At 69.5% G+C, this 24,698-nt stretch carries 18 protein-coding genes; 16 read left to right on the top strand and 2 right to left on the bottom strand.

Annotated features, from left to right (window positions below; genetic code table 11):
* Positions 1-88: 88 nt before the first annotated feature.
* Together ON34_RS24230 and ON34_RS24225 are read left to right on the top strand one after the other, a co-directional pair.
* A complete protein-coding gene (locus ON34_RS24230) occupies positions 89-673 on the top strand; it encodes a TetR family transcriptional regulator (protein ID WP_051023048.1) in 585 nt (194 codons plus the stop codon).
* Positions 670-1,941, top strand: coding sequence for an NADH:flavin oxidoreductase (locus ON34_RS24225; RefSeq protein WP_083889715.1), 1,272 nt, complete (start codon positions 670-672; stop codon positions 1,939-1,941). Before ON34_RS24230 ends, ON34_RS24225 begins: the two co-directional genes overlap by 4 nt.
* Here the strand turns inward: ON34_RS24225 and ON34_RS24220 are convergent.
* The gene (locus tag ON34_RS24220) at positions 1,890-3,392 is read right to left on the bottom strand and encodes an aminotransferase-like domain-containing protein (protein WP_245548172.1); all 1,503 of its coding nucleotides are present in this window, start codon (positions 3,390-3,392) and stop codon (positions 1,890-1,892) included. The two genes, ON34_RS24225 and ON34_RS24220, sit on opposite strands and share 52 nt — an antisense overlap.
* On the opposite strand from ON34_RS24220, the gene ON34_RS24215 reads away from it, so the two are divergent.
* The 13 genes from ON34_RS24215 to ON34_RS33790 all read left to right on the top strand — a co-directional run bounded on the left by ON34_RS24215 (position 3,373) and on the right by ON34_RS33790 (position 22,774).
* Positions 3,373-3,720, top strand: a complete 348-nt coding sequence (locus tag ON34_RS24215; RefSeq protein ID WP_063821734.1) for a cupin domain-containing protein — start codon at positions 3,373-3,375, stop codon at positions 3,718-3,720. The two genes, ON34_RS24220 and ON34_RS24215, sit on opposite strands and share 20 nt — an antisense overlap.
* A 748-nt stretch (positions 3,721-4,468) precedes the next feature.
* Positions 4,469-4,738, top strand: a complete 270-nt coding sequence (locus tag ON34_RS24210) for an acyl carrier protein (RefSeq protein ID WP_051023046.1) — start codon at positions 4,469-4,471, stop codon at positions 4,736-4,738.
* Positions 4,735-10,656, top strand: a complete 5,922-nt coding sequence (locus ON34_RS24205; protein ID WP_040783351.1) for an aminotransferase class III-fold pyridoxal phosphate-dependent enzyme — start codon at positions 4,735-4,737, stop codon at positions 10,654-10,656. Before ON34_RS24210 ends, ON34_RS24205 begins: the two co-directional genes overlap by 4 nt.
* Positions 10,653-11,501: a hypothetical protein gene (locus ON34_RS24200; protein WP_040783349.1), complete on the top strand. Its 849-nt coding sequence runs from the start codon at positions 10,653-10,655 to the stop codon at positions 11,499-11,501. Before ON34_RS24205 ends, ON34_RS24200 begins: the two co-directional genes overlap by 4 nt.
* The gene (locus tag ON34_RS24195) at positions 11,498-11,752 is read left to right on the top strand and encodes an acyl carrier protein (RefSeq protein ID WP_051023045.1); all 255 of its coding nucleotides are present in this window, start codon (positions 11,498-11,500) and stop codon (positions 11,750-11,752) included. Before ON34_RS24200 ends, ON34_RS24195 begins: the two co-directional genes overlap by 4 nt.
* Positions 11,749-13,497 (top strand): fatty acyl-AMP ligase, encoded by a 1,749-nt coding sequence (locus ON34_RS24190; protein ID WP_051023044.1) that lies wholly within the window; start codon positions 11,749-11,751, stop codon positions 13,495-13,497. The genes ON34_RS24195 and ON34_RS24190 overlap by 4 nt, the downstream gene beginning before the upstream one ends.
* Positions 13,494-14,903, top strand: coding sequence for a cytochrome P450 (locus ON34_RS24185; protein ID WP_040783347.1), 1,410 nt, complete (start codon positions 13,494-13,496; stop codon positions 14,901-14,903). The genes ON34_RS24190 and ON34_RS24185 overlap by 4 nt, the downstream gene beginning before the upstream one ends.
* Positions 14,900-17,644 carry a PEP/pyruvate-binding domain-containing protein gene (locus ON34_RS24180; protein WP_040783345.1) on the top strand — a complete coding sequence of 915 codons (2,745 nt, stop codon included), beginning with the start codon at positions 14,900-14,902 and terminating at the stop codon, positions 17,642-17,644. The genes ON34_RS24185 and ON34_RS24180 overlap by 4 nt, the downstream gene beginning before the upstream one ends.
* Complete coding sequence (locus tag ON34_RS24175; protein WP_051023043.1) at positions 17,641-18,933, top strand: aminotransferase class I/II-fold pyridoxal phosphate-dependent enzyme; 1,293 nt, start codon at positions 17,641-17,643, stop codon at positions 18,931-18,933. The genes ON34_RS24180 and ON34_RS24175 overlap by 4 nt, the downstream gene beginning before the upstream one ends.
* A gap of 1 nt (position 18,934) precedes the next feature.
* Positions 18,935-20,341, top strand: coding sequence for a nucleotidyltransferase domain-containing protein (locus ON34_RS24170; RefSeq protein WP_040783343.1), 1,407 nt, complete (start codon positions 18,935-18,937; stop codon positions 20,339-20,341).
* Positions 20,338-21,072, top strand: a complete 735-nt coding sequence (locus ON34_RS36300) for an HAD family hydrolase (protein WP_051023042.1) — start codon at positions 20,338-20,340, stop codon at positions 21,070-21,072. Before ON34_RS24170 ends, ON34_RS36300 begins: the two co-directional genes overlap by 4 nt.
* Complete coding sequence (locus ON34_RS24160) at positions 21,057-21,998, top strand: diacylglycerol/lipid kinase family protein (RefSeq protein WP_040783340.1); 942 nt, start codon at positions 21,057-21,059, stop codon at positions 21,996-21,998. Before ON34_RS36300 ends, ON34_RS24160 begins: the two co-directional genes overlap by 16 nt.
* The gene (locus tag ON34_RS33790; protein WP_157172405.1) at positions 21,995-22,774 is read left to right on the top strand and encodes an SDR family NAD(P)-dependent oxidoreductase; all 780 of its coding nucleotides are present in this window, start codon (positions 21,995-21,997) and stop codon (positions 22,772-22,774) included. Before ON34_RS24160 ends, ON34_RS33790 begins: the two co-directional genes overlap by 4 nt.
* Before the next feature lie 119 nt (positions 22,775-22,893).
* Here ON34_RS33790 and ON34_RS24150 read toward each other — a convergent pair whose 3' ends face one another.
* Positions 22,894-23,460 carry a TetR/AcrR family transcriptional regulator gene (locus ON34_RS24150; RefSeq protein WP_040783337.1) on the bottom strand — a complete coding sequence of 189 codons (567 nt, stop codon included), beginning with the start codon at positions 23,458-23,460 and terminating at the stop codon, positions 22,894-22,896.
* Positions 23,461-23,550: 90 nt separating this feature from the next.
* On the opposite strand from ON34_RS24150, the gene ON34_RS24145 reads away from it, so the two are divergent.
* Entirely contained in the window at positions 23,551-24,687 is a 1,137-nt protein-coding gene (locus tag ON34_RS24145) for an FAD-dependent oxidoreductase (protein WP_040783333.1), read from the top strand.
* The last annotated feature ends 11 nt before the right edge of the window (positions 24,688-24,698 follow it).

Raw genomic sequence — 24,698 nt, 5'->3', positions numbered from 1 at the left:
GCATAGCATTTTTATATTCATAATCTATGGAAATGCCTTCGTTCAATCAATGATTGAAACGTTGTTTGAAAAGTGCTTCACTAGAGACATGACCGACCAGGTCGCCACATCGGCGAGCACGCGCGAACGGCTCCTCGCCGCCGCCGAACGACTGTTGCTGACCGGCCGATACGACGACGTGTCGGTGCGCAGCATCTGCGCCGAGGCCGGGGCGAATCCGGCCGCGGTGCACTACCACTTCGGGTCGAAGGACGCCCTGGTCGCGGCGTTGCTCGAGGACCGGTTGGGGCCGCGGTGGGCGACTCGGTTGTCGGCCGTGACCGCCGAGCACGGCTCGGTCGCCGAGGTCGTCGACGCCGTCATCGAGCCCTTCGTCGAGTTGGCCGCCGATCCGGTGGGCCGGTTGCATCTGCGTTTGCTGGCCCAGTTCGTCCTGGGACGGCAGGTGACGCAGTGGCGTCAGCCGTGGTTCCGGATGGACTCGTGGGTCGGCCTGCTACCAGAGGTCGGCGAACAGGAGAGCCGACGCCGCTGGATGTTGGCGTTCGACCTGATCATCACGCGATTCGGCGGCGCTGGGACCAACGAGCGGGAGATGTCGGACGAGGCGGTGACCACCTTGCGTGACTTCGTCGTCGCCGGGCTGACCGCAGGCAAGGGAGAGCGGAAATGAACGAGGTCTTCGCACCGGCCGAACTGGGCCCGATCACGTTGCGCAACAGGGTGATCAAGGCGGCGACATTCGAGGGCCGTACCCCTGACGCACTGGTCACCGACGATCTGATCGAGTTCCACCGAGAGACCGCGGCGGGTGGCGTCGGAATGACGACGGTCGCCTACTGCGCGGTCGCGCCGGGTGGCCGAACCGACCGGCACCAGATCTGGATGCGCCCGGAGGCGGTGCCGGGATTGCGCGAGTTGACCGACGCCGTCCATGCCGAGGGCGCGGCGGCGAGCGCGCAGATCGGGCATGCCGGACCGGTGGCCAACGCGAGATCCAACGGCTTTCCCGCGCTCGCTCCCAGCCGGATGATCAGCCCCCTCACGATGCGCTTCATGAAGGTGCCCGACGAAGCGGAGATTCGCGAGGTTATCGCCGCGCACGCGAACGCGGCGACACTGGCCGAGCAAGCGGGCTTCGACGCGGTGGAAATCCATTTCGGGCACAACTACCTGGTGAGCTCGTTCCTGAGCCCGAGATTGAACCGGCGCACCGACGGGTACGGCGGTTCCACCGCCAACCGCGCCCGGCTGGCGCGTGAAATCGCCTGGGCGGTACGGGAAGCCGTGGGTGGCCGGCTCGCGGTGATCGCGAAGCTCAACATGGAAGACGGCGTGCCGGGCGGACTGACGGTGCCGGAGTCGCTGCAAGTGGCGGCGTCGTTGGAGGCGGACGGCACGCTCGACGCGCTGGAGCTTACCGCTGGAAGTTCACTGCTCAACCCGATGTTGCTGTTCCACGGCCAGGCGCCGCGGAGGGAGTTCGCCAATGTCCTTCCGCTACCGGCGCGCTGGGGTTTCCGCCTGGTCGGCCGGGCTTTCCTGAAGGAATACCCCTATCAGGACGGGTATCTGCTCGAGCGGGCGCGCCACTTCCGCCGGGAGCTGTCGATGCCACTGATCCTGTTGGGCGGCATCACGAACCTGCACACCATGCGGCAGGCGATGACCGAGGGATTCGACTTCGTCGCGATGGCCAGAGCGCTGCTGCGGGAGCCGAACCTCCTGCACCGCATTCGATCCGACGCCGGAACCCAGTCGGCCTGCGTCCACTGCAACGAATGCATGCCGACGATCTACACCCGCACGCGCTGCGTCTATCGCCCCGATAGAACCGGTGCGCCGATCCCGTTGACGCTGTCGGGCACCGAAACACCCATGTCATCGGATCAGACCGCCAGCGGCGGCGGTGCGGTCGCCGGTCGCGCCGGTGGGCGATAGTCGTCCCAGGCGGTGGCCAGCCGCGCGACGGCCGCGGTGAGAGTGCTTTCCGGGTGACGGAAGTGCAGGCGTATGTATTCGCCGCTGCCGCCGCTCACGTCGAGACCGTTGCCTGCGAGCACGGCGACGCCGTGGCGGAGCGCGGTCTGGGCGAACGAGTTGCCGTCGCCGTAAGGCAGTCGCACCCAGAGTGTCTGGCCGCCGCGCACAGCCGACACCGTCCAGTCGGGGAGGTGTGCGCCCAGCGCGCCCAGGAGCGTGTCGTGGCAGGACTGCCGTTGTGCCGCATGGTTCGCGCACAACAGATCCAACTGTGGAACCAGCCGGGCGGCGGCGAGCTGGGCCGGTAGGTTTCCGCCGAGGTCGTGCACCGCCCGCAGGCGGGTCACGCGTTCGATGACCGGGCGCGGTGCGCGGATCCAGCCGATGCGCAAGCCGCCCCACATGCTCTTGCTCAACGATCCGATGGAGATGGCGTCGTCGGAGTCGACCGCGAACGGCGGCATCACCTCGCCCGGGAACCCCAGGTCGGCGAGCACTTCGTCGGCGATGAGCGGGACACCTGCGGCAGCGGCCACTTCGGCGATTCTGCGTCGGACCAGGCGGGGAAGGACTGTGCCGGTGGGATTCTGGAACGTGGGGGTCAGGTAGCCGACGGCGGGACGGTGCGCTCGAACGGCCGCCTCGAATCCGGTGAACCCGACCGGCAGCGCATCCAGAACGGCCGCTTGTTCGCGGAATGCCTCGAGCGCGCCCGGGTAGGTCGGCGTCTCGAGCAGAACGCGATCACCGGGGGTGATGAACGCGCGAGCCAACAGCGAAAGCGCTTGCTGACCGCCGTTGGTGACGAGAATCCGATCGGCGGGCGTCGGCGCTCCCAGCCGGGTGTAGCGCTGGGCAATGGCCTCGCGGAGTGTCGAACAACCGGCAGGGTGATAGCCGATGTCAGCGGTTGTCGACGCCAATTCGGGCAGTATCGCGGCGAACGCCGCGGTCATCTCCGGAGGTGGTGCGCCGGGCGCGGCACAAGCCAGCGAGATCACCTGGGGGTCCGGCTCCAGCAGATGCAGGAACATGGGCGCGCTGGTGGTCTTCGGCGCCGCCGTCGGCGCACCCGCGACGCGAGTGCCGCTGCCTTGGCGCCGCACGATTCGCCCTTCGCCCTCCAACAGCCCGTAGGCGGCGACCACCGTGCTGCGTCCGACGGAGAGACTGCGCGCGAAGACCCGATCCGGCGGCAGCCCGGTTCCCGGCGGGAGTTCGCCCGCATCGATCAACTGCCGAAGCCGTGCCGCGAGCAGCAGATACAACGGACCTCGCCCCGTCGACCACCGACCGAGACGATGCAATACCTCAATTGGATCCATCAGCAAACCAATTTTGCCGTATTGGATCTGGGTCCACCATCCCGCGCCGACCACCATGGCTCCCATGAGCGAAGAAGCAGCCATCTCCGAGCGCCTGACCGTTTCGATCCCCGGCACCATCGCCGCGCTGCCGGGGCCTTTCCAGCAACGCGATGTCGCGCGGGTCAACGACACCGTGGTCCGCGCCGCCCGGCTCGAGGGCGAGTTCCCTTGGCACCACCACGACGAGGACGAACTGTTCCTGTGCTGGGACGGCGCTTTCCGCATCGAACTCGAAGGCCGCGCACCCGTCAGCCTCTCAGCCGGAGACGTCTTCGTCGTCCCCAAAGGAGTTCGGCACCGCCCCGTCGCGGAGACTCGCGCCCACGTCCTGCTCATCGAACGGCCCGAGACCAAGCAGTACGGGAACTGAATGATGCTCGGTTGTGCGTCGGCGCGAGACCCGATGCATGGTTGTGGCCAGTCACAGCAATTCCGCATACTGCTTGCCGGTAATGAAAGCCGTCACATATGCCCGCGACCCGAGAAGTTAGCTGGTCATCCGATCGGATTGCCGGCCTCAGCGCATGCGTGAAGAGCCGGTTACGTGACTTCACATTCTCGGTGGAGTGCGCTAGGGAAGAATTAAAGCAGAAAGTACCTATTGGTCGGTATTGATTGATACCTGCCCACCCAATGAATGGGGTATGAACAGCAAATTTTCCACAATGGCAATATTTCTGTGGCGCACGGTAACAGATGATGCTTTCGCCACCCCCTCGGATGCGCTGTCAAATCGTCTGAGACAGTGCTTGTCGCCTCGCGGTCTGCGCTCCATTCTTATTTGTCGCGGAAACCAAACGGCCAAAAATTAGCCAGAGATTTGCGATCGACGGAAACCCGCTGCACCGCACGGGTTTTCACATTGCAGCTCGCATAGTGCGGGTGTACAGATGTGAGAACGCGTGGCGGTGCGGCTGCACCCCGCGCGGTATAGCGGGACAGCGGGATACGGCAGTCCCGTTCGCGGATATCGGAGGGCATGTGATCGCGGACTCTGCGGGTGTCGAACCCTGCGCTGAACTGTGGGGATCCGGTTCGGATCAGTCGGAGGAGGATCGAGGGACCCCTATATCGCGCACGTCGGGAAAAGCCTGCGGCGTGACGGAGGGAGACGCTCGATGAATGTATCCGAGACCGTCGGCGAACGGGTGCGCGTGTTGTTCTCACGCGGTTTGCACGTGACCGAAATAGATGTAGACACGCCATTGCTGGATTATGGCTTGGACTCGGTGCGGTCGGTGGAGTTGGTGATCGAGCTGGAGCGCGAGTTCGGTATCACGATCTCCGACGAGGAGGCCGCGACGCTGCACACCACGCGCGACGTGATCCACTGTGTGACGGGGAAAGCGACACCCGACCGGCGCGCACGGGCCGGAGCGCGAGCGTGACCGTCCATTCTGGGCGGCGAGAACACGCGTCGCCCGCCATATCCGAGCTCTTCACCGATTTTGCCGAGTACAACCGGCCCGGCTTGGCCCAGTTGCTGCGGGCCTGCCACCTGGACGTGGTGTACACCGCCGCGGAGGGCGACCACCTCGTCCGCGCCGACGGCACCCGGGTCCTGGATCTCGTGGGCGGATTCGGCGCGGCACTGTTCGGGCACAACCATCCAGCCCTGGTACGAGCGGCGACGGCGCTGCTGAATCAGCAGGCGCCGTTCGTGGCGCAGGGCAGCGTCCGGCCCGGCGCGACGCGGCTGGCGCGGCGGCTGTCCGAGTCGGTCGGCGCGAGCACCGGCCGCGAGTATGTCGTCACCTTCGGATCCACCGGGGCGGATGCGGTCGAAGCGGCGATCAGGCACGCCGCGGTCTCGCACGCGCGTGCCCTGTCCGACTTGGACGCCGACATACGGCGCACGCTGCGTCGGCTGCGCCGCGACGGCCTGCACGACGTGCGACCCGCCGCGCCCGCCGACGACGCCGAGCCGCGCACGGCCGCCGCGGTGCTCACCGAGACGCTCGAGCGCATCGCGCGGCTACGCGAACGCGGGCCGGTGTTCGTCTCGCTGGCCGGTGCGTTCCACGGCAAGAGCGCAGGTGCCTTCGCGCTCACCGAACAGGCTGACACCCCGGCCGACCTGGTGGTGCCCGGCCCCGAGCGGCGCAGGCTGGACACCTGGACGTCGGAGGAGATCGCCGACGCGTTCGCGGACGAGCTGTGCACGGTAGGCGTCATCGGCTTCGACGCCGCCGGAACGCCTGTTCGCAGCTGGCGGCATCTGTCGCCGGTCGCCGCGGTGTTCGCCGAGCCCGTGCAGGGCGAAGGCGGCGTCCGCGAGGTTCCCGCCGAGACCCTGCGGGCCCTGCGCGAACTGGCGGACCGGCACACGGCGGCACTGGTTTTCGACGAGATCCAATGCGGCATGGGACGCACCGGCACGTTCCTGGCGTCGGCCCCGTCCGGGGTGCGCGCGGATTACTACCTGATGTCGAAATCGCTCGGCGGAGGATTGGTCAAGATCGCCGCGCTGCTGGTCGACCGGCGGCACTCGGTCGCCGACTTCGGGCGCTATCACACCTCCACCTTCGCCGACGACGAGCTGTCCGCGACGGTCGCGGACGCCGCCCTGGATCTCCTGCGCGCCAACCAGATCCGGATCAGCGAAGCGGGGACCCGGCTCCGGTCGCGACTGGACGCGGTGGCCCGCCGCTGGCCGAAGGAGATCGTGTCCGTGCGCGGGCGCGGTCTTCTCCAAGGGGTGGAGCTGCGGGTACCGGAGCCGGAATCCGCTCTGCTACGCGAGATCTGCGCGCCCGACCTCTTCGGCTACATCGTGGCCGGATACCTGGTGCACCGCCACGCGATCCGCATGCTGCCGACGCTATCGGCTCCGAGCACGCTGCGCGTTCAGCCCTCGGCCTTCGTCAGCGACAGCGACCTCGACCGGCTGGCCGCGGCGCTGGACGACGTCGCCGCGCTGCTGCACCGCGGCGAGTACGCCCAGCTGCTGGCGCACTTGGCCGCACCGGTCACCACCGAAATCGCGGCGCTGGACCGCGCGCCCCTCCCGCGGCGTGCCGACGCGGCACCAGCGCGAGATCCGCGCGAACCGATCAGAGTGGCTTTCCTGGCAAACCTGCCCGACGTCGCGGATCTGCGCCGGCTCGCCCCCGAGCTGGCGGAATGGACGGACGAGCAGTTCGCCGCACTGTTCGAACGTCTGCGCGCGGTGGCCGATCCATTCGAATTGACCAGGCGGACGATCACCTCACCGACCGGGGCCGAGGTCGAGATGCTGCTGATCGCGGTGCCGCTGACGGCCGAGCAGATCGTCGCGCACCAGCGCGCCGGTGAACGCACCTACGTGCGGGATCTGGTGTGGCTCGCGGTCGAACAGGCGATAGCGGCCGGAGCCAGGGTGATCGGTCTGGGCGGCTACACGTCGATCGTCACCGACGCCGCGCGCGAGGTGGCGGAGGACACCGTCACCGTGACCTCCGGCAATTCACTCACGGCAGCCTGCGCCTATGCGGTGCTGCACGCAGAGCTGACCGCCCTCGCGCCGGGACAGCGGCGGGTCGGCATCCTCGGAGCGCTCGGCAACATCGGTGCGGTCATGGCCGAACTCGTTGCGCCACTGGCTGATGCACTGGTCCTGGTGGGCAGGCCCGGCGCCGGAGCGCGGCTGCGCCGGGTGGCCGCCGGACTGCCTGGCGAGGTCGTCGTGAGCGAGGACCTCACCGCGCTGCGCGATTGCCGGGTCGTGGTCACCGCGACCAACTCGGCCGCGCCACTGGTCACGACCCGGCATCTCGCCACCGATCACCCCGTGCTGATCTGCGATCTGGCTGTGCCCGGCGATGTGGACCCGGCGGTAGCCGAGCAGCCGCACATCACCCTGGTCGACGGCGGCCGCATGGCGCTGCCGCTCGGCCAGACCCCGCCCTTTCCGGAAACCGGGCTGCCCGCCGGGATCGTGTACGCGTGCATGGCCGAGACACTGCTGCTCGGCTTCGAGCCGCGCACCGCGAGCCCGTCCTACGGCGCGCTCACCGCCGCTGGCGTACGCCAAGCGCGGGAACTGGCCGCCCGCCACGACGTTCGCCCGGTTCTGCTGCCGACAGGAGCCACCACCGTGATCACCCCAACGACCGCGTCCGGTCCGACACCGATGTTCCTCGGTGCGGCCGACTTCACCCCGTCGCGGGCGGGCGCCAAGGCCGCCACCCTGCACGAACTGCTCTCCGACGGATTCTCCGTCCCACCCGGCTTCGTCGTACCCGCTGACCTGGACCTGGACGCCGTCGCCGACGACGAGCTGACCGGCTGGGTGCGGGCGATCGGCGGATTCCCGGTGGCGGCGCGCTCCAGCGGCGTGCTCGAGGATCTCGACGACGCCAGTTTCGCCGGACAGTACGAGTCCTACCTGGACATCACCGACGCGGCCGGGCTGCGGACGCACATCGAGCAGTGCCGGGCGTCGGTGCGCAACGAACGAGTGCGGGCCTACCTGTCCCGGCGCGGTCTGGCCGAGGCGGACGCAAGTGTCGCCGTGCTGGTGCAGCGCATGGTCGACGCTCGTTGCGCTGGTGTCGGTTTCAGTATCGACGTGCTTTCGGGCATCGAGGAGCACGCGGTGGTGGAGACCTGCCACGGCGTGGGCGAGCGACTGGTCTCCGGGCAGGTCGCGCCCACTCGCTACACCCTTCGGCTGTCGGATGGGGCCGTGGTGGCGCGCGACGCGGGACAGGAGGATGTCCACTTGGACGCCACCGACACCGCGGCGCTGGCCGCGCTGCTGCTCACCGTGCAGGCGCGCCGGCACCGGCCGCAGGACATCGAGTGGGCGATCGACGGCGACGGCGCACTGTGGCTGCTGCAGTCACGCGCGGTCACCGCGATCAGCTGGCGCACCGACATCGAGCAGTTCTCCGACGCGGATCTCCGGGACGGCGGGGTCTCGGCGCGGGTGTGCACGCCGATGATGTTCTCGTTGTACGACAACGCCTTCCAGTACTCGATGCAGCGGTTCTTCGAGGGGCTCGGGCTGGCCGAGCCGGGGCGGGAGCCGGACTGGATGGCCATGTACTACGGCCGGGCCTACTGGAACGTCAGCGCGGTGAAGCAGTGCTTCCGGCGCATTCCCGGCTTCGACGAGCAGCATTTCGACGACGATCTGGGCGTCCTCAACGAATACGGCCCGCAGGGGCCGATTCGCACACCGAACACGCCGTTGACCATTGCTCGCGCGCTGCCCGTCGCCTTGGCCGTGCAGCGCAGCTATCGCGAACAGCTCGAAGCGGTCGACGCGTTCGCCGCGAGCTGGCCCGCCAAGTACCAGGCCTGGCGGGAACGGGTACGCGCGCTGCCGCGGACCGACGAGGCGACCTTCGCCGCCGACCTGGCCGACTGCCTGCTCACCGTGCACGCCGCCACCGAGCGCACCTACTTCACCACCATCTACCACAACTCGAGCCTGCAAACCGATTTCAAGCAGCTGCTGGACAAAGTGGACGCGGCCACCGGCGCGACCACCTCGGCCATCGCCCTCATGGGCGGCCTCGCCGAGATCAGCCACATGGCGCTGCAACGCGGCATCGTCGAATTGCACCGAGTGGCACGGGAATCCGGGCTCGACAGCCCGGCGTGGGACGAGGCGCTCGCGGCTTTCCTCGACGAACAGGGCTTCCACGCCGACGCCGAACTCGACCTGACCTGCCCGCGCTGGTCGGAGGACCCGCAGCGAGTGCGGGCGATGATCGCGGTGATGCTCGACAACGGGACCGTGCCCGCCGATCCCGCGACCACCCTGGTGGAGCAGCGCAAACGCTACGAGTCCGAGCTCGCGGCGGTGCGCGCCCGGGTCCGCGCCCGGCCGACGACGCGGGTGCGGTACGCCAAGGCGCTGGACAAGCAGATCGAGCGGATGCGGCGTTATCTGGTCGCCCGTGAGCGGATGCGCGAATTCTCCTCGCAGTGCTACGCCGTGGTCCGCGCCTACGTGGTGGAAGCCGGTACCCGGCTGGCCGCGGCAGGCGTGCTGGAACACGCCGACGACGCGTTCCAGCTGACCATCCACCAGCTGACCGATCTGGTCGCGGGCCGAGCGGCCAGCAGCGACCTCGCGCCCGTGATCGCCTACCGCCGTGCGATGTACGCGGGCTACCGCGATCTCGTGCCGCCGCACGAACTCGGCGGCGGGGTGACCGTCGCGGCGGTGCGCGTGGTGGGGCATGGCGACCTGTCCGGCCTCGGATGCAGTCCAGGCGTGGCCGAGGGCACGGCCCGGGTGATCACCTCGCTGGACCACATCGACCAGCTGCGCGAGGGCGACATCCTCGTCACGCGGTTCACCGATCCCGGCTGGACGCCCGCGCTGGGGTTGGTGGCCGGCGTGGTCACCGAGGTGGGCGGCATGCTGTCGCACGCGGCCGTGATCGGACGCGAGTACGGCATTCCGGCGGTGCTGAATGTGGCGGGGGCGACGACGGCGGTGCGATCGGGTCAGCGCATCCGGGTCGACGGCGGTGCGGGTCTGGTGCAGGTCCTGGACGGCGGCGATCCGGCGGACGAACCCGCCGTGACCGAGTCGGTCTCCCACGAGCCCCGACCGGACACCGCGATTCGCGAAACGCCGGAAACGGACCCGCCAGACCGAGCGAGGCCGGAAACACCGATCACAACAACGGATTTCGCCGCACCGCCGCGCATTGTGCGTGGCTCGGGAAAGGACACCACACTGACCGCACGCAAACGTCTCATCTGCCTCGCGGGTGGCGACGGTTCGGGCAAGACGACCCAGGTGGCCAGGATCGCCGCCGAGTTCGAGGCGCAGGGGCACAGCGTTGCCGCGGTGACGATCTGGGACGCGTTCCTCGACCCCAAGGTCTCCTCGAAACTCCCCTGGGGCAGTCCCGCCGAGATCTACGGCTATCTCCAGTTGCTCACCCCGCTCAGCCGCGCGCACTTCCTGTTCCACGCCATGCAGCTCTCGCTGGACCTGGCCGCCGAACGCGACGCGGACATCGTGCTCGCCAACGCCTATTGGTACAAGTACTACGCCACCGAGGTCGCACATGGCGGTGACCCGGCCGTGCTGCGCAGCCTGGCGGCGGGATTCCCGGAGCCCGACCGCACCTTCTACCTCGCGGTGCGTCCGCAGGACGCGCTGGCCCGCAAGCGCTTGCGCAGTGACTACGAGAGCGGCTACGGCGACGAGGAGTCGTTCCTGACCTTCCAGCAGCGCAGCCACGAGGCACTCGACGCGCTGTCGGAGGAACTCGGCTGGATCCGCCTCGACGGCGCCGCGGCGCCCGCGGAGGTCACCCGCGCCGTGCTCACCCAGCTGCGCGAGGACGACCGATGAGCACCCGCCGGGTCGCCCTGGTCGGCATCGACGGCGCGGGGAAGTCCTCGGTGCTGGCCGGGCTGCGCGCGCTGGCCGAGCCCGCCGGTGTCGGCCGGTTCGCCTCGATGACCTGCCCCGACTTCCACGACACCAGGGACGTCCCGCTCGCGGATCTGTCCCGGCAGCTCAGGGCGTTCAGCGTCGGCTGCGACGAGATCGGCGACGTGGCGATGAAGGCCACCGCGATGTACCTGCAGATGACCCTGTTCGGCCCCGTGGAACAGCACTTCCTGCGCACCTGGGCACCGGATGTGCTGGTCTTCGAACGGCATCCGCTGATCGAACTGCTGGTCTACGGCCCGCTGTACGTGGCGCTGGCGGGCACCGACGGACGCTGCCGCGAGCGGGAGGACGAGATCGCCGCGGTACTGGAACGGCATCGCCCCGGCACCTTCGCCGACATCCTGGCTTGGCAGCACACTCAGGCGGCCCGGCTGGGCAGTTCGCCGGACCCGTGGCTGCTGCTGTCGGAGATCGCGGAGCTGGTGGAACGCGATATCTCCGGCGCCGTGTCCGGTTTCGCCGAACGGTTCCGCACCACGCTGCCCGATGCGGTGCTGTGGCTGGACGCGCCACCGGAGCAGGCCGCGGCGCGCTGCGTGCAGCGGTCGGCGCACGGGCCCGTCGAGGCCCATGAGACGGCCGAGCGGCTGGCCGCTCTGCGCACCGGCTACGAGCGGGTGCGCGAAACCCTCGCGACCGCGTTCCCCGAGGTGGGATTCCACCGCATCGACACCGGTGACGGCGTCGATATCGAGGAATCGGTGCGCTCCTGCGTGACGGAAGGGAAGTTGCTGGGATGAGCACGCGCGGTGATATCGGCGCTGCCGATCTGGAGGCGCGAGTACGCGCGATCGTCGGGGAGGTGCTGTGGGTGGCCGCCGCCGACCTGGACCCGGCGACGCCGTTGATCGACTACGGACTCGACTCGCCGACCGCCATCGAACTGACCATCCAGCTGGAACAGGCCTTCTCCGTGACCATTCCGGAGGATGTCGCCGTCCGGCTGACCACGGTCGCCACGATCGTGCGATACGTCGAGGACCAGGCATGACCACACCATCCGATGCGCTTCGCCCCGCACACCCGAGCATCGTGCACGCACTGCTGGCAGGCGGCGAGCGGGGCACGGCAGTGGCGTCGACGACCATCATGGCCGAGCGTGCCGGGGCACCTGACGCCGACGAGATCGCTTGGCGGCACGACCATCTCGTCGGCGTGGCGAGCCGGGCGGCGGCCGGGCTGGCCGACGCAGGGGTGCGCAAGGGCGATCGGGTGCTGCTGTGCCTGCCCACTTCGGCGGAGTTCGTCACGGCGTTCTTCGGCGCACTGCTGCTCGGCGCGGTGCCCACGGCGATCGCCACCCCGGGCGGATTCGGGGCAGCGGAGATCTTCCTGGATCGTTTCACCCGGCTGCTCGCCTATCTGGAACCCGCGGCCGTGGTGGCCGCCGAATCGGTGCTGAACGCTGTGCCCCTGCCCGCGTCGGTGAAGGCGATCGACGCCACGGTGTTGCACGCGCTGGCCAGCGCACCGGACACGCCCGCGCTCACGCCTCGCCTGCCCGCACCGGACGATCTCGCGTTCATCCAGGCCACTTCCGGCTCGACCGGCACACCGAAGGGGGTCCAGGTCACCCACGCGAATCTGGCCGCCAATTGCGAGCAGATCGCCCGCGCCGCCGCGATCGGTGCCGGCGACACCTGGGTGGGCTGGCTGCCGCTGCACCATGACATGGGACTGATCGGCGGATTCCTGACGCCGCTGTTCCGCGGCGTCGACGCGGTGCTGATCCCGCCGAACCGCTTCCTGCGCCATCCGGCTGACTGGCTGCGCGCGGTGCACCGGCATCGAGGAACGCTCACCGCGGCACCGAATTTCGCCTACGGCTATGCCGCGGCGCGGATCGCCGACAGCGAACTCGACGGGGTGGACCTGTCCACGTGGCGGTTCCTGTTCTGCGGAGCGGAACCGATCCATCCGGCGACGGTGCGACGGTTCGTCGACCGGTTCCGCGCCTGGGGACTTCCGCCCGACGCGCTCGTGCCGTGCTACGGGCTGGCCGAGGCATCGCTCGCGGTGACGGTGTCACAGCCGCGGGCGCCGATCGCGTACGACTCGGTCTCGCGCCGGGCACTCGTCGAAGACGGTGTGGCCATGGACGTTCCGGCCGACGATGGCGACGCGCTCGAGATCGTCGACTGCGGCGCACCCGTGGCGGGCACCGAGGTCCGGATCTTGGACCAGAACGGTGTGCCGCGCGGCCCGGATCTGATCGGCCGCGTGCAATTCCGCGGACCGTCCACCACGCCGGGCTACTTCCGGTTGCCCGAGGCGACCGCGGCCACGCGCGTGGACGGCTGGTGGGACACCGGCGATATGGGCTATCTGCGGGATGGACGACTGCGGGTCACCGGGCGACGCAAGGATCTGATCATCATCCGCGGTGCGAACTATCTGCCCACCGACTTCGAGATCGCTGCCGAACAGGTGCCGGGCGTCCGGCCCGGCGGCGTGGCCGCGGTGGGAGTGACCGACGCCGAAGGCATGTCGGAGGAATTGCATCTGATCGTCGAATCCGCCCTCACACCAGAGGAATACGACACACTGGCCCGCGCGATACGCGCCGCGGTGAGCAAACGGACCGGGGTACTGGCCGCGGGCGTACGAATTGTCGCGCCGCGCAGCATCCCCAAAACAACGAGCGGAAAAGTGCAGCGCGCCGCGGCACGACACCTGCTCGAGGACGATCCCGACGCACTGGTCGGCGCCGGGCGCGGGGGAGATGCCGCGCGATGACACTGCTGACCCGAAACGGCGACCGCCGCTTGGACGGTCCCGTCCTGCGACATCCGCTCGGCGTCTATCCCGACTATCGAGCCGACCCGCTCACCCTGTTCTACGAGTCCGCTCTGGCCCACGGCAGCGTGCGGCTGCGGCTGGCCCACCTGCATGTGCACCTGCTGGTCGAGCCAGAGCACATCGAACAGGTGCTGGTCACCCACGCGGCACGATACGAGAAGGGGATCAGCTACCGGAGCCTGAACCATCTGCTCGGCCCCGGCCTGCTGACCAGCGGCGGCGAACTGTGGAAACGCCAGCGCGCCTTGATCAAACCCGCGTTCGCGCGGCGTCACGTGGAAACTGAGATCCCGCTCATGGTCGAGTGCGGACACCGGATGCGTGCCCGCCTGGACGCGCGCGCCGCTGAAGGTGCGGCGTTCGACCTGGTGCCCGAGGTGATGGGGTTCGCCGCCGACGTGGTGTGCCGCGCGGTACTCGGCGCGGACATCGACGGCGTGCTCCCACAGATCGAAGACGATGTGCGCGACGGCGTTTCCTGGGTGATGCGGCACATGGCCGCGCCGATCCAGGTGCCGCCGCGGGTTCCGACGCCGGGCAATCGGCGGTTCCACGGCGTGCGGCGGCGGTTGCATCACGTGGTGGACGAGGTGATCCGGCGGCATCGGCACACCGACGGTGACGTCCACTCGCTGCTGGCCCGGCTGCTCGCCGCGCGCGACGACGCCGGGCACGCGATGGACGACGCGCAACTGCGGCACGAGGTGCTGACCTTCCTGCTGGCCGGTCACGAGACCACCGGAGGGGCGCTGGCCTGGACGGTCTACGAGCTGTGCCGCAACCCCGCCGCACTCGACCGGGTGCGCGCCGAGATCGACATGCTGCCGGACGGTCTGGACGATCCGGACGCCATGCGCGCCGCGCTGCCCGAGTTGGAGTACACCGGCCGCGCGATCGACGAGGCGATGCGCCTGCACCCTCCGGCGTGGGCGTTCAGCCGCACCGCGCTCGAGCCGGACAGCTTCGACCGGTTCGACCTGCGTCCCGGCGCGATCGTGGTAATCAGTCCGTTCGTCAACCACCGGCTGCCCGTTTTCTGGGACTCGCCGCTGACCTTCGACCCCGACCGGTTCACCAAGGAGCGGAACCGGGCGCGTCCGCCGTTCCGGTACTTCCCCTTCGGCTGGGGCGCGCATCTGTGCGTGGGTCAGCAGATGGCGCTGATCGAGATCCGCGTGGGTCTCGCGATGCTGCTGTCCCGCTACGACATCGAACTGGTGAACGGGATGCGGGTGCGCGAGCGCCCCGAGATCTCGAACACCCCCGACCCGGTCCTGGTCCGGCTGACCCGGCGCGAGCGCGCCGCCGCGGCGATCCCGGCCAGACAGGAGACCGCCCGATGACCAGTACCACCACCGGCGCGATACTGCGCGCGGAAACCCTCGCCACGGACCCCGAAGCCGACGCGCACGCGGGCGCCAAGGCCGCCAACCTCGCCAAGCTGCACGCCGCCGGGCGTCGCGTCCCGCCGTTCGCGGTGTTGAGCACCGACGCGTGCGCGCGGGTGCTCGCTTCGGCGGCCGATTCCATCACCGACCTGCTGGCCGGACTCGACCCGGATGACCCGGCCGCGCTGCGGGCCGTCTCGATGCGGATCCGGGCGATCGTCGAGGCGCTGACGCTGCCCGCGGACATCGCCGCCGAACTGGATGCCGTTGTCGCCGAAATGTCCACCGCCGGATCGTCCACGGCGGACGTGCGCTTCGCCGTCCGCTCCTCGGTGCGCGGCGAGGATTCGGCCACCGATTCCTTCGCCGGGCAGCTCGACACCGTGCTCAATGTCGCCGCGGCGGACCTGCCTGCCGCGATCGGCACTGTGCTGGCCTCCGCCTGGTCGGAGCGTGCGCTGTTCTACCGGGCGCGCCGTGGCCTCGACGCAACCCCGATCGCCTGCGCCGTCGTGGTGCAGGTGCTGCTCGACAGCGCCGTCTCCGGGGTGGTGTTCAGCTGCAACCCGCAGACCGGCGATCCCTCCGAGGCCGTCGTCGCGGCGGCGCTCGGGCTGGGCGAGGGCGTGGTGGCGGGAACGGTCGACTGCGACACCTACTTCGTCGATCGCGACACCCGCGCCATCACCTCGCGTGTCGTCGTCGACAAGCACAGCCGCGTGACGCCGTCGGCTGACGGTACGGGCACCGCCGTCGAAGATTTCGGCGATCCGGTGACCACCCCGGTGCTGTCCGACGCGCAGATCCTCGAATTGGCCGAGACAGCAGGGGAACTCGCCGACCGCTTCGGCGCGCCCCAGGACATCGAATTCGCGTACACACCCGACGGCCGGTTGCATCTATTGCAGGCCAGGCCGGTCACCGTGACCGGCGCGGGGGAGACCATCTTCGACAACGTCAACGTCGCCGAATCGTATCCGGGACTGTCGAGTCCACTCACCTTCTCCGTCTTGCGGGCGGCCTACGAGCAGGTCTTCCGGGCCTGCCACCGGGATTTCGGCGCCACCGCGCGGATCGTGGAGCGCAACGCCGCCGATCTGTACCCCTATCTGGTCGGCACGGCGCGCGGCCGGATCTACTACAACATCAGCAACTGGTACCGGCTCTTCCTCGAGATACCCGGCATGGAATTCGCCATCGAGGGCTGGGAGGCCGCACTCAACATCGAGAACCGATACCGGCGACCGGACGCGCCCGCCCATGGCGTCGCCCGGGTGCGCGCGATCGCCTTGCGGCTACGGGTCTTCGCGGTCATCCTGCTCGGATGGCTGCGGCTGCCCCGGCGGCTGCGCGCATTCTTCACCGAACTGGCGGCGGCCACCGCCGACCTCGATCGCCGCCTGGACCCGGGCACGCCGGAGCGCGAACGCGACGCACAGGCGTTGCTGGCCTGGACGGAACGCTTCTTCGCCGAGCTCGTGCCCGCGTATTCGGTGCAGATCTTCAACGACTTCCTCGCCCAGCAGATGTTCCATGTGGTCGGTCTGCAGCTGCGCCGGGCGGGCTTGGCCGAGGACGCGGCGCTCACCCTGCGCAACGAGCTGTTCTGCGGTGAAGACGGTGTCGACAGCGTCGACCCGGTGCGGTCGGCGCTCGCGCTCACCGCCCGGGTGCGCACCGATCCGGCGCTGCGCGCGCTGTTCGACGGCCCCGCCACCGCTCGCGAGGTGTGGACGACGTTGTCGCAGGATCGGTTCGCGGACTTCCGCGCCGCCTGCCTGCGCCACATCGCGGAGTTCGGCGACCGCACCGTGGACGAGCTGAAGCTGGAGACCGATCCGCTGGGCGAGCACCCCGAGCGCCTGGTGCCGATGCTGCGCAACTACCTGCGCGGCGGGCAGAACGCCGACGACATGATCGCGCGGGAGCAGGCGATCCGCCGCGCTGCGGAGCAAACGGCAGCCGGACTGTTCGAAGGTAAAGCCCTACCGCGCACAGCCTTCCGCCTCACGCTTCGCTTGGCGCGCGAACACGTGAAGCAGCGCGAGAACATGCGTCTGGGCCGCAGCCGCTCTTTCGGCTTGGTGAAGCGAGTGTTCCGCGAGTACGGCAGACGGCTGCACACGTCCGGGCTGCTGGACGATCCGCGTGATGTCTTCTGGCTGACCTACGAGGAGATCGCCGCCTTCACCCGCGGCACCGCGGTGGACACCGACGCCGCCCGTACCGTGGCCCTGCGCAAGGCCGACCACGATCGCTGGCGTGCGCAACGACTGCCCTCCCGCATCGTCACCACGGGGATCGCCGCGGCGGGCATCGCCGACCCGACGCTGGAGGAACCGGACGACGGCGCCGTGGCCGGTGCGCGCGTTCTGCGCGGAATCGGTTGTGCCCCCGGCCGTGTCGAAGCGCCCGCACTGGTGGTGCACACCCCCGACCCGGACGTGGCGATCGATGGCCAGGTGCTGGTGGCCTCCACCACCGACCCGGGATGGGTGTTCCTCATGGTCGCCGCGGGCGGTTTGGTGAGCGAGCGCGGCAGCCTGCTGTCGCACACGGCCATCATCGGACGCGAACTCGGCATCCCCACAGTCGTCGGCGTGCCGGGCGTCACCCAGCTGGTCGCCAGCGGCGACGTCCTGGTGCTGGACGGCCGGGCCGGAACCGTAACGCTCGGTAAGGAGCAGCGAGCATGACAGCTCCCGATCTCGCCCATGGCGAGAACTTCAGCCTCGAACACTATCTCGACCCCGCGGCACATACCTTTGAACAGCGTTTCGCGGAGTTCCGCCCCTACGCCGAGCACGCCCGCGGCAGCGGGTTCGTGCTGCGCGAGGTGGCCGGTCCTTCCGGCGCGGTCGTGCCGGTGCGCGATCCGGCGACCGGCGCGACCGACGAGCTGATCATGCTCGGGTCCAACAACTACCTCGGCCTGGGGAATGAACCGCGGATCGCCGAGGCAGCCATCGCGGCGATCCGGGAATACGGTGTCGGGCACGGCGGCCCGCCGCTGCTCAACGGCACCACAACGCTGCACCGGCGGCTCGAGGAACGGCTGGCCGAGCTCAAGGGCAGCGAAGCGGCCATGGTGTTCTCCTCCGGCTACGCCGCCAACGTCGGCTGGGTGACCGGTCTGCTGCGCAAGGGCGACGTGCTGCTCTACGACGAGCAGAATCACGCCAGCCTCTACGACGGCATCCAGCTCGGCCGGGTGCGATCGATGGCATTCGCGCACAATGACTTACGGCACTTGCGCCACCGGCTGATGCAGATCAGGTGGCGCAATCCGGGCGCGAACATCGTTGTGGCCGTCGAGGGCGTGTACTCGATGGACGGCGATATCGCCCCGCTACCGGAGATCCGCGCGCTGTGCGACGCGTTCGGCGCGTGGCTGGCGGTCGACGACGCGCACGGCACCGGGGTGCTCGGCGCACGCGGGCACGGCACCGCCGAGCACTTCGGGCTGGGACCAGGCGCCGTGGAGCTGTCCATGGGCACGTTCTCCAAGGTCTTCGCGAGCACCGGCGGTTTCGTGACCGGCTCCAGGGATCTGGTGGACACGCTGCGCTTCTTCGCTCGCTCCTACATGTTCTCCGCGGCGCTCGCGCCGCCGGTGGTCGCGGCGGTGCTCGCCGGGATCGACTTCCTGGCCGAGCATCCCGAGCGAGTCCGGCGACTGCACGACAACGTGGCGTATTTTGTGCGCGGATTGCGCGCCATGGGTTTCGTGGTGGACCCGCAGACCGCGATCATCCCGATCCTGGTACCGCAGCGCCTCGCCGTCGCGGACGTGGTCACCGCCCTGCACCGCGAGGGCGTGTTCGTCAACGGCGTCGAATTCCCCGCGGTGCCCCGCGACCAGCAGCGCCTGCGGATCAGCATGATGGCCACCCTCACCGAGGACCACCTCGATCGCGCGCTGGACCGGATCGACACCGTCGCCCGCCGCTTCGGCTTCCATCCCGAACAGGAAGGGATCGCCTGACATGACCGACACCATGATCGCCGCGGGCGGGACGGACGCCGAGCGTCTGCTGGTGCACGCCGCGCTGGCCGCCCCGACCGAATCGGAGCGCACCGAGCTGACCGAGCTGGCGCACCGGGTCACCGACTGGACGAGCTTCTTCGAGCTGGCGCAACTGAACGCGACGGTTCCGCTGGTGCGGAACTCGCTGCTCGCCGCCGGGGTGTATGCGCTGGTCCCGCCGTTGACGCGAGTACGGTTCGACGCCGTCGCGGAGCGGATCGCGGCCGCGAACGACCGTCGTCTGGCGGGTGCGGTGAACCTGCTGCGACGGTTCGATGAGCGGGGTGTGCGCTGCGTGGTGCTCAAGGGCATGCTCTTCGCCACCGAGATCTACCACGACCCGCGCTACAAGCGGATGAACGACCTGGACATCCTGGTGGAACCGGGGCAGGTCGACACCGTTGTCGAGATCTATCGCGAGTTGGGACTGTTCGCGACCTCGGAGTTGCTGGGCAAGGCGCCCAAGGCGCGGACCGAGCGCTCCCACCACCTGCCGTCGTTCGTCTCCCGCGACGGCTCGCTCGTGGTGGGCACCCACTGGGGCCTGATCACCCCGCTGGCGCCCTACAGGATCGACTATGCCGCGATCTGGAAAGGTGTGCGGCGCATCGACTTCCACGGCGTGCCCGCGTGGGCGATGGCGCACGAGGACAATCTGCATCACCTGGGCATCCACCTGCCCTACTACAAGACCGGCGTCCGCGAACTGGGCGACATCTGGAACCTGGCCCGGTACGCGGGCGCGGATCTGGACTACGACCTGCTCGCCGCCGAGATCGCGGCGGCGGGCAGCGAAGGGCTGATGTACCACGCCCTTTCGCTAGCCCACCGGCTCGTGCCCAACGCCGACTTCGCCGGGCTGCTGGACCGGATCGCTCCGCGCGTGGACCGGTTCACTCGCGGCGACACCGCGCGCAAGGTCGCCGACGTGCACACGCTGCTCCGCAGCCGGTCCACACATACATCTCGCATCGAGAAGGCCTACACCGAGTTCAATATGACCGCCGACGCGCGGGAGAAGCTGGACGGCTTCGGTCGGCTGTGGTCGGGGCTCCTGCTCGTTCCCGGCGCGGAGGCGGCCCGGATGAGCTCGCTGCGCAACCCGGGCCCGGTGGCCGCCCTCGGCGCGCGCGTGATCGCGCCCTACCGCCTGACCCGCGTGTTCCAGCGCGACCTCGGCCGATGGCTGTTCCCCGCCGCGCTCGCCAAGACGGTCTACGACCTCGGCGCGGCGTACGCCGGAGAGCTCCGGTCGCGCACCGGGCTCGGCGGCGCGCGGACCACGCCGCCCGGTATCGAGGAATACGCCGCCCGGCTCGGGCTGACCAAGGCGGATCTGCAAGCCGTACTGGACAGCCAGGAATGAGCGAGCGACGCACGGTGCTGTGGGATCTGGACGGCACCCTGATCGGACTGCGGCGGCGCACCTTCGCGACGCTGATGCCCGCCGGGGCGGCATGGGTGTTCCGCGATCTCATGCCGCCGCACCGTTTCCTGCCGATGTTGCGCCGCACGCTGCTGGACGTGCGCGTCAACGACACCGACCACACCAATACGGAGCTGATGCTGCGACTGCTCGCCGAACGCGTCGGCACCAGCCGCGACGTGGCCGCGGCCCGCCTGGCGCGGCTGTCGGAAGTCGAATTCGTCCGGCTGCGAGCGTGTTTCCCGCCGAACCCGGCCGCGGTCGCGACGGTGCGCCGATTGACGGCGACAGGTGCGCGTCAAGTGGTCGCGACCAACCCGTTGTGGCCGCGCAGCACCGTCGAGACCAGGATCCGCTGGGGCGGACACGATCTCGCGTCGTTCGCGTTCACCACCAGCGGTGAGACCATGCGCCGCGCCAAGCCGCGGCTGGATTTCTATCGCGAAGTGCTCGACCATCTCGGCGCGGCGGCGGGGGAGTGCGTGATGGTCGGCAACGATCCCGCAAGCGACGGACCCGCGGCGCACCTCGGGATTCCGGTGTTCCTGCTGGGCGCGCGCAGCACCGACATACCAGCCGCGGTGGCTCGCACCGGTTTGGTCACCACGGGAGACCACCGCGCGCTGCGCCGGTGGCTCGGCATCGAGGAGGATTCGTGCTCGTCGTCCTGAACCCGCGGTCGAACGCGGGCACCGCGCTGCGGCGCTGGCAGCCGGTGGAATCCGTGCTGCGCGCACGGCATCCGGACCTGTCCGTCGAACTGCCCTCCGACCCTCAGCACGCTACCGAGATCGTGCGCGCGGCCGTCACCCGGCCGAATCCGCCGCGGGTGCTGGTCGCCGCCGGTGGCGACGGCATGGTGAACCTGGTGCTGAACGCCCTCATGGATCCCGCGACCGACCGTCCGCGCGCCGCCGGGCCCGCGCTCGGCGCGGTAGGACTGGGTAGCTCCAACGACTTCCACAAGCCGGTGCCCGCGAGCGCGCGCGTCGGCGCCATCCCGGTGCGGCTGGACACCGCGCGCGCCGAACTCGTCGACGTCGGCAAAGCCAGCATGCTGCTGGCCGACGGCACGCGCGTCGTCCGCTACTTCTTGCTCAACGCCAGCATGGGACTGGTCGCGGCGGGCAATCATTCGTTCAACCACGCCACCGGCGTGGTCGGCTGGCTCAAATCGCGCAGCGTCGAAGCCGCCATCCTCGCCACGGCGCTGGCCACCATCGCCACCCACCGGCCGCTGCCGGTCGCGGTGCGCGGCGGCGCCTGGGCCCACAGCGCCCCGATCACCAACATCGGCGTACTCAAGAGCGTGCACTTCGCAGGCGGCATGCATTACGACACCGAGGTCACCCGCGGCGACGGCCAGTTCGACGTGAACATCTGGTCCGCGGCGGGAAGGCTGCGGACCCTCGGCCTGATCGCCGGGCTGTACGCCGGGCGGTTCCGGCGATCCCGGCTGGCGGTGTGCTACCGGGACGCGGCGGTGGAGCTGCGGCCCGACCGTCCGGCGCCCCTGGAACTGGACGGCGAGATCACGATGGTGGAATCGGCGCGGCTGGAAGTTCTGCCGCGGGTACTGCGGGTGTGCGCCGCATGACCGTCGTGCTCGTCACCGGGGCCGCGAACGGCATGGGCGCGGCCACCATGGAACACCTTGCGGCACTGGGTTATACCGTCGAAGGATGCGACCGTGTGGCGGCGTCGGGTGTCGCCCGAGTGGACGTGCGCGACCCGGAAGCGGTGGACCGCTGGGTGCACGGGGCGCACGCACGGCATGGCCGGGTCGACGCGGTCGTCACCTTCGCGGCCTACGGCGTGGTGGGGTCGGTCGAGGAGACCACGCCCGAGGAAGCCGCGGCACTGTTCGACACCAATGTGCTCGGCACGCATCGCGTGCTGCGAGCCGTGCTGCCGCTACTGCGGGACCAGGGCGCGGGCCGGGTGATCGTGGTGAGTTCGGGAGCGGGCGCGATCGCGGAGCCGTACGGCGGTTGGTACTCGGCCACGAAGGCGGCTGTCGAGCGCATCGGCGAGGCCGCGCGGATGGAGGCGGCCGAGTTCGGCGTGCACGTGTCGGTGCTCGTACCCGGATGGACCGTCACCCCGATCATCGATACGGCAGGGCACGTGTCCGACCCGATCGCCGCGTACGACCGCGACCGCGCGGCCGTGCTGAACCTGGTGCGCGGCTACCTGGCGGCGGGACAGCGCGCTGTCACGGTCGCCGAGAAGGTCGCGATGATCCTGGCCGCCGACCGGCCCAGGCAGGCCTACCTGTGCGGGCGGGACGTCCGGTTGTCCTTCTGGACCCGCAGGCTGGTCCCGGCCGTCGTCTATGAACGACTGGTACGGCGTTACTACGGTTTCCGATAGGCTCGGCAGCCTGCCGGTGGCTCGAGGTCGCCTCCGGGAGTTCCAGCAGGGCTGACCGGGTCACATCTCCTGCCTCGCGATGGTGTCCGGTTGGATGTGAACAATCGCGGTGCGCTGATTCAGGATTCGGCCGTGCGAGAGGATCGCAACCCGTCCAGCAGCAACTCGATGACGCGTCGAGTCGCGGCGTCGGCGTCTTCGCCGGGGCGGGTGTAGATCTGCACGGTCATGAGGCGAGCGATGTCGGCGGCGGTCACGTCCGGTCGTAGCGCGCCTTCGGCCTGCGCCTCGGTCGTCATGGCCGCGATGAGATCGATGATGGTCGAGCGGGTTTCGGTGAGCCGGGGATCGGCCTGGATGCGCGCGTGCAGAGCGGGTTCGACGGCCCCGGCGAGCGCACCGAGGCGTGCGAGTGCGCATTCGCGCAGGAACCTGCTCAGCGCGGCCCATGCGGTGGGTTCCTCCCGCCGCGCGGTGGCGGCGCGCTCGGCCAGGTCGGTCAGGTAGGGCTGGGCGATCGCGCTGAGCAGCGCGTCTCGGTCGGGAAACCGGCGGTAGAGCGTGCCGACGCCGACGCCTGCACGATCGGCGATCTCCTTCATGGGCACGTCTATTCCCCGCTCGCGGAACGCGATCAGCGCCGCGGCGAGGATCTGATCCCTGTTGCTCTGGGCGTCTGCCCGCATCGCACAACCTCCAACTGGACGAATTTGTTCCGGTTAGTGTACGTTGACGTTGTGGACGAAAATCGTCCGGTTAGCGGAAGGGTGCCGAAAATGGGCGGAAAAGTGCTGATCTCCGGGGCGGGCGTGGCCGGATCGACCCTGGCCTACTGGCTGACGCGGCGCGGGTTCGCGGTCACGGTGGTCGAGCGGGCGGTCGGCCAGCGTTCCAGCGGCAACCCGGTGGACGTGAAAGGTCCGGCCGTCGACGTGGTGGAGAAGATGGGCATCCTGCCCCGGTTGCGGGCGGCCGGATCCCGGGTGGAACGTATGACATTCGTCAACGCGCAGGGCAAACGCGTTGCGGGGCTGCCCCTCTCGGTCTTCCAGGACGGCGCGGGCGCGAAAGAGGTGGAGCTGCCGCGTGCCGATCTCGCCGGTATCCTGCTCGACGCCGTGAGCGAGAAGGCGGAATTCCGATGGGGTGACACCGTCACCGCGCTCACACCCGACCCCGACGGCGTCGACGTGAGCTTCGCCAACGCGGCGCCGCAACGGTTCGACCTGGTCATCGGGGCGGACGGGTTGCACTCGACGGTTCGCCGCCTGGCTTTCGGCCCGGAAACCGACTTCCGCGCCCACCAGGGCATGTATGTGGCGACCTTGCCGATCCCGGAGCCGTTCGGCTCCGATCGGGAGGTCATGTTCCACAACCTGCCCGGACGGGCGGTGTCGGTGCACCCCACCAACGGACACGCCATCGCCGCGTTCCTCTTCCGCGGCGACGCGGTACCCGACTTCGATCATCGCGACCTCGACCTGCACAAGCGCCTGGTCATAGACGCCTTCGCCGACGCGGGTTGGCGGGTACCCGAGCTGCTCGACCGGGTGCGCGCCGCCGACGATCTCTACTTCGACGCGGTCAGCCGCGTCGATGTGCCACGGTGGTCGTCGGGCCGCATCGCCCTGGTCGGCGACGCCGCCTCATGCCTGTCACTGCTCGGCGACGGGTCCACACTCGCGATCACCGGCGCGTACACCCTTGCCGAATCCCTCGCCCGAACCGAGGATCCCGTCGCGGCTTTCCGCCGGTACGAGACCGCCCACCGCCGTCTGGTCGAGCCCAAACAGCGGGGTTTCCGCGCCGGTGCCGCCATGCTGGTGCCCACCAACCGTGCCGGAATCCTGCTGCGCAACGCGGCTGCCATCGCGGTGACCGCCATCTCCGGGCTCGGCGCCCGGCGAGGATGACGCCCGCCAGG

It is taken from the genome of Nocardia pneumoniae NBRC 100136, assembly GCF_000308755.1.
Taxonomy (GTDB): Bacteria; Actinomycetota; Actinomycetes; order Mycobacteriales; family Mycobacteriaceae; genus Nocardia; species Nocardia pneumoniae.
Note: the sequence above shows the minus strand (reverse complement) of the source record. Positions and strands in the feature narration are given on the sequence as shown.

What these genes read in the sequence shown, in the direction of transcription:
- ON34_RS24200 (WP_040783349.1), top strand. Translation starts at nt 10,653, where the DNA reads ATGAGCACCCGCCGGGTCGCCCTGGTCGGCATCGACGGCGCGGGGAAG.
- ON34_RS24170 (WP_040783343.1), top strand. Translation starts at nt 18,935, where the DNA reads ATGACCGACACCATGATCGCCGCGGGCGGGACGGACGCCGAGCGTCTG.
- ON34_RS24195 (WP_051023045.1), top strand. Translation starts at nt 11,498, where the DNA reads ATGAGCACGCGCGGTGATATCGGCGCTGCCGATCTGGAGGCGCGAGTA.
- ON34_RS24175 (WP_051023043.1), top strand. Translation starts at nt 17,641, where the DNA reads ATGACAGCTCCCGATCTCGCCCATGGCGAGAACTTCAGCCTCGAACAC.
- ON34_RS33790 (WP_157172405.1), top strand. Translation starts at nt 21,995, where the DNA reads ATGACCGTCGTGCTCGTCACCGGGGCCGCGAACGGCATGGGCGCGGCC.
- ON34_RS24220 (WP_245548172.1), bottom strand. Translation starts at nt 3,392, where the DNA reads ATGGCTGCTTCTTCGCTCATGGGAGCCATGGTGGTCGGCGCGGGATGG.
- ON34_RS24145 (WP_040783333.1), top strand. Translation starts at nt 23,551, where the DNA reads ATGGGCGGAAAAGTGCTGATCTCCGGGGCGGGCGTGGCCGGATCGACC.
- ON34_RS24185 (WP_040783347.1), top strand. Translation starts at nt 13,494, where the DNA reads ATGACACTGCTGACCCGAAACGGCGACCGCCGCTTGGACGGTCCCGTC.
- ON34_RS24230 (WP_051023048.1), top strand. Translation starts at nt 89, where the DNA reads ATGACCGACCAGGTCGCCACATCGGCGAGCACGCGCGAACGGCTCCTC.
- ON34_RS36300 (WP_051023042.1), top strand. Translation starts at nt 20,338, where the DNA reads ATGAGCGAGCGACGCACGGTGCTGTGGGATCTGGACGGCACCCTGATC.
- ON34_RS24180 (WP_040783345.1), top strand. Translation starts at nt 14,900, where the DNA reads ATGACCAGTACCACCACCGGCGCGATACTGCGCGCGGAAACCCTCGCC.
- ON34_RS24190 (WP_051023044.1), top strand. Translation starts at nt 11,749, where the DNA reads ATGACCACACCATCCGATGCGCTTCGCCCCGCACACCCGAGCATCGTG.
- ON34_RS24215 (WP_063821734.1), top strand. Translation starts at nt 3,373, where the DNA reads ATGAGCGAAGAAGCAGCCATCTCCGAGCGCCTGACCGTTTCGATCCCC.
- ON34_RS24225 (WP_083889715.1), top strand. Translation starts at nt 670, where the DNA reads ATGAACGAGGTCTTCGCACCGGCCGAACTGGGCCCGATCACGTTGCGC.
- ON34_RS24150 (WP_040783337.1), bottom strand. Translation starts at nt 23,460, where the DNA reads ATGCGGGCAGACGCCCAGAGCAACAGGGATCAGATCCTCGCCGCGGCG.
- ON34_RS24210 (WP_051023046.1), top strand. Translation starts at nt 4,469, where the DNA reads ATGAATGTATCCGAGACCGTCGGCGAACGGGTGCGCGTGTTGTTCTCA.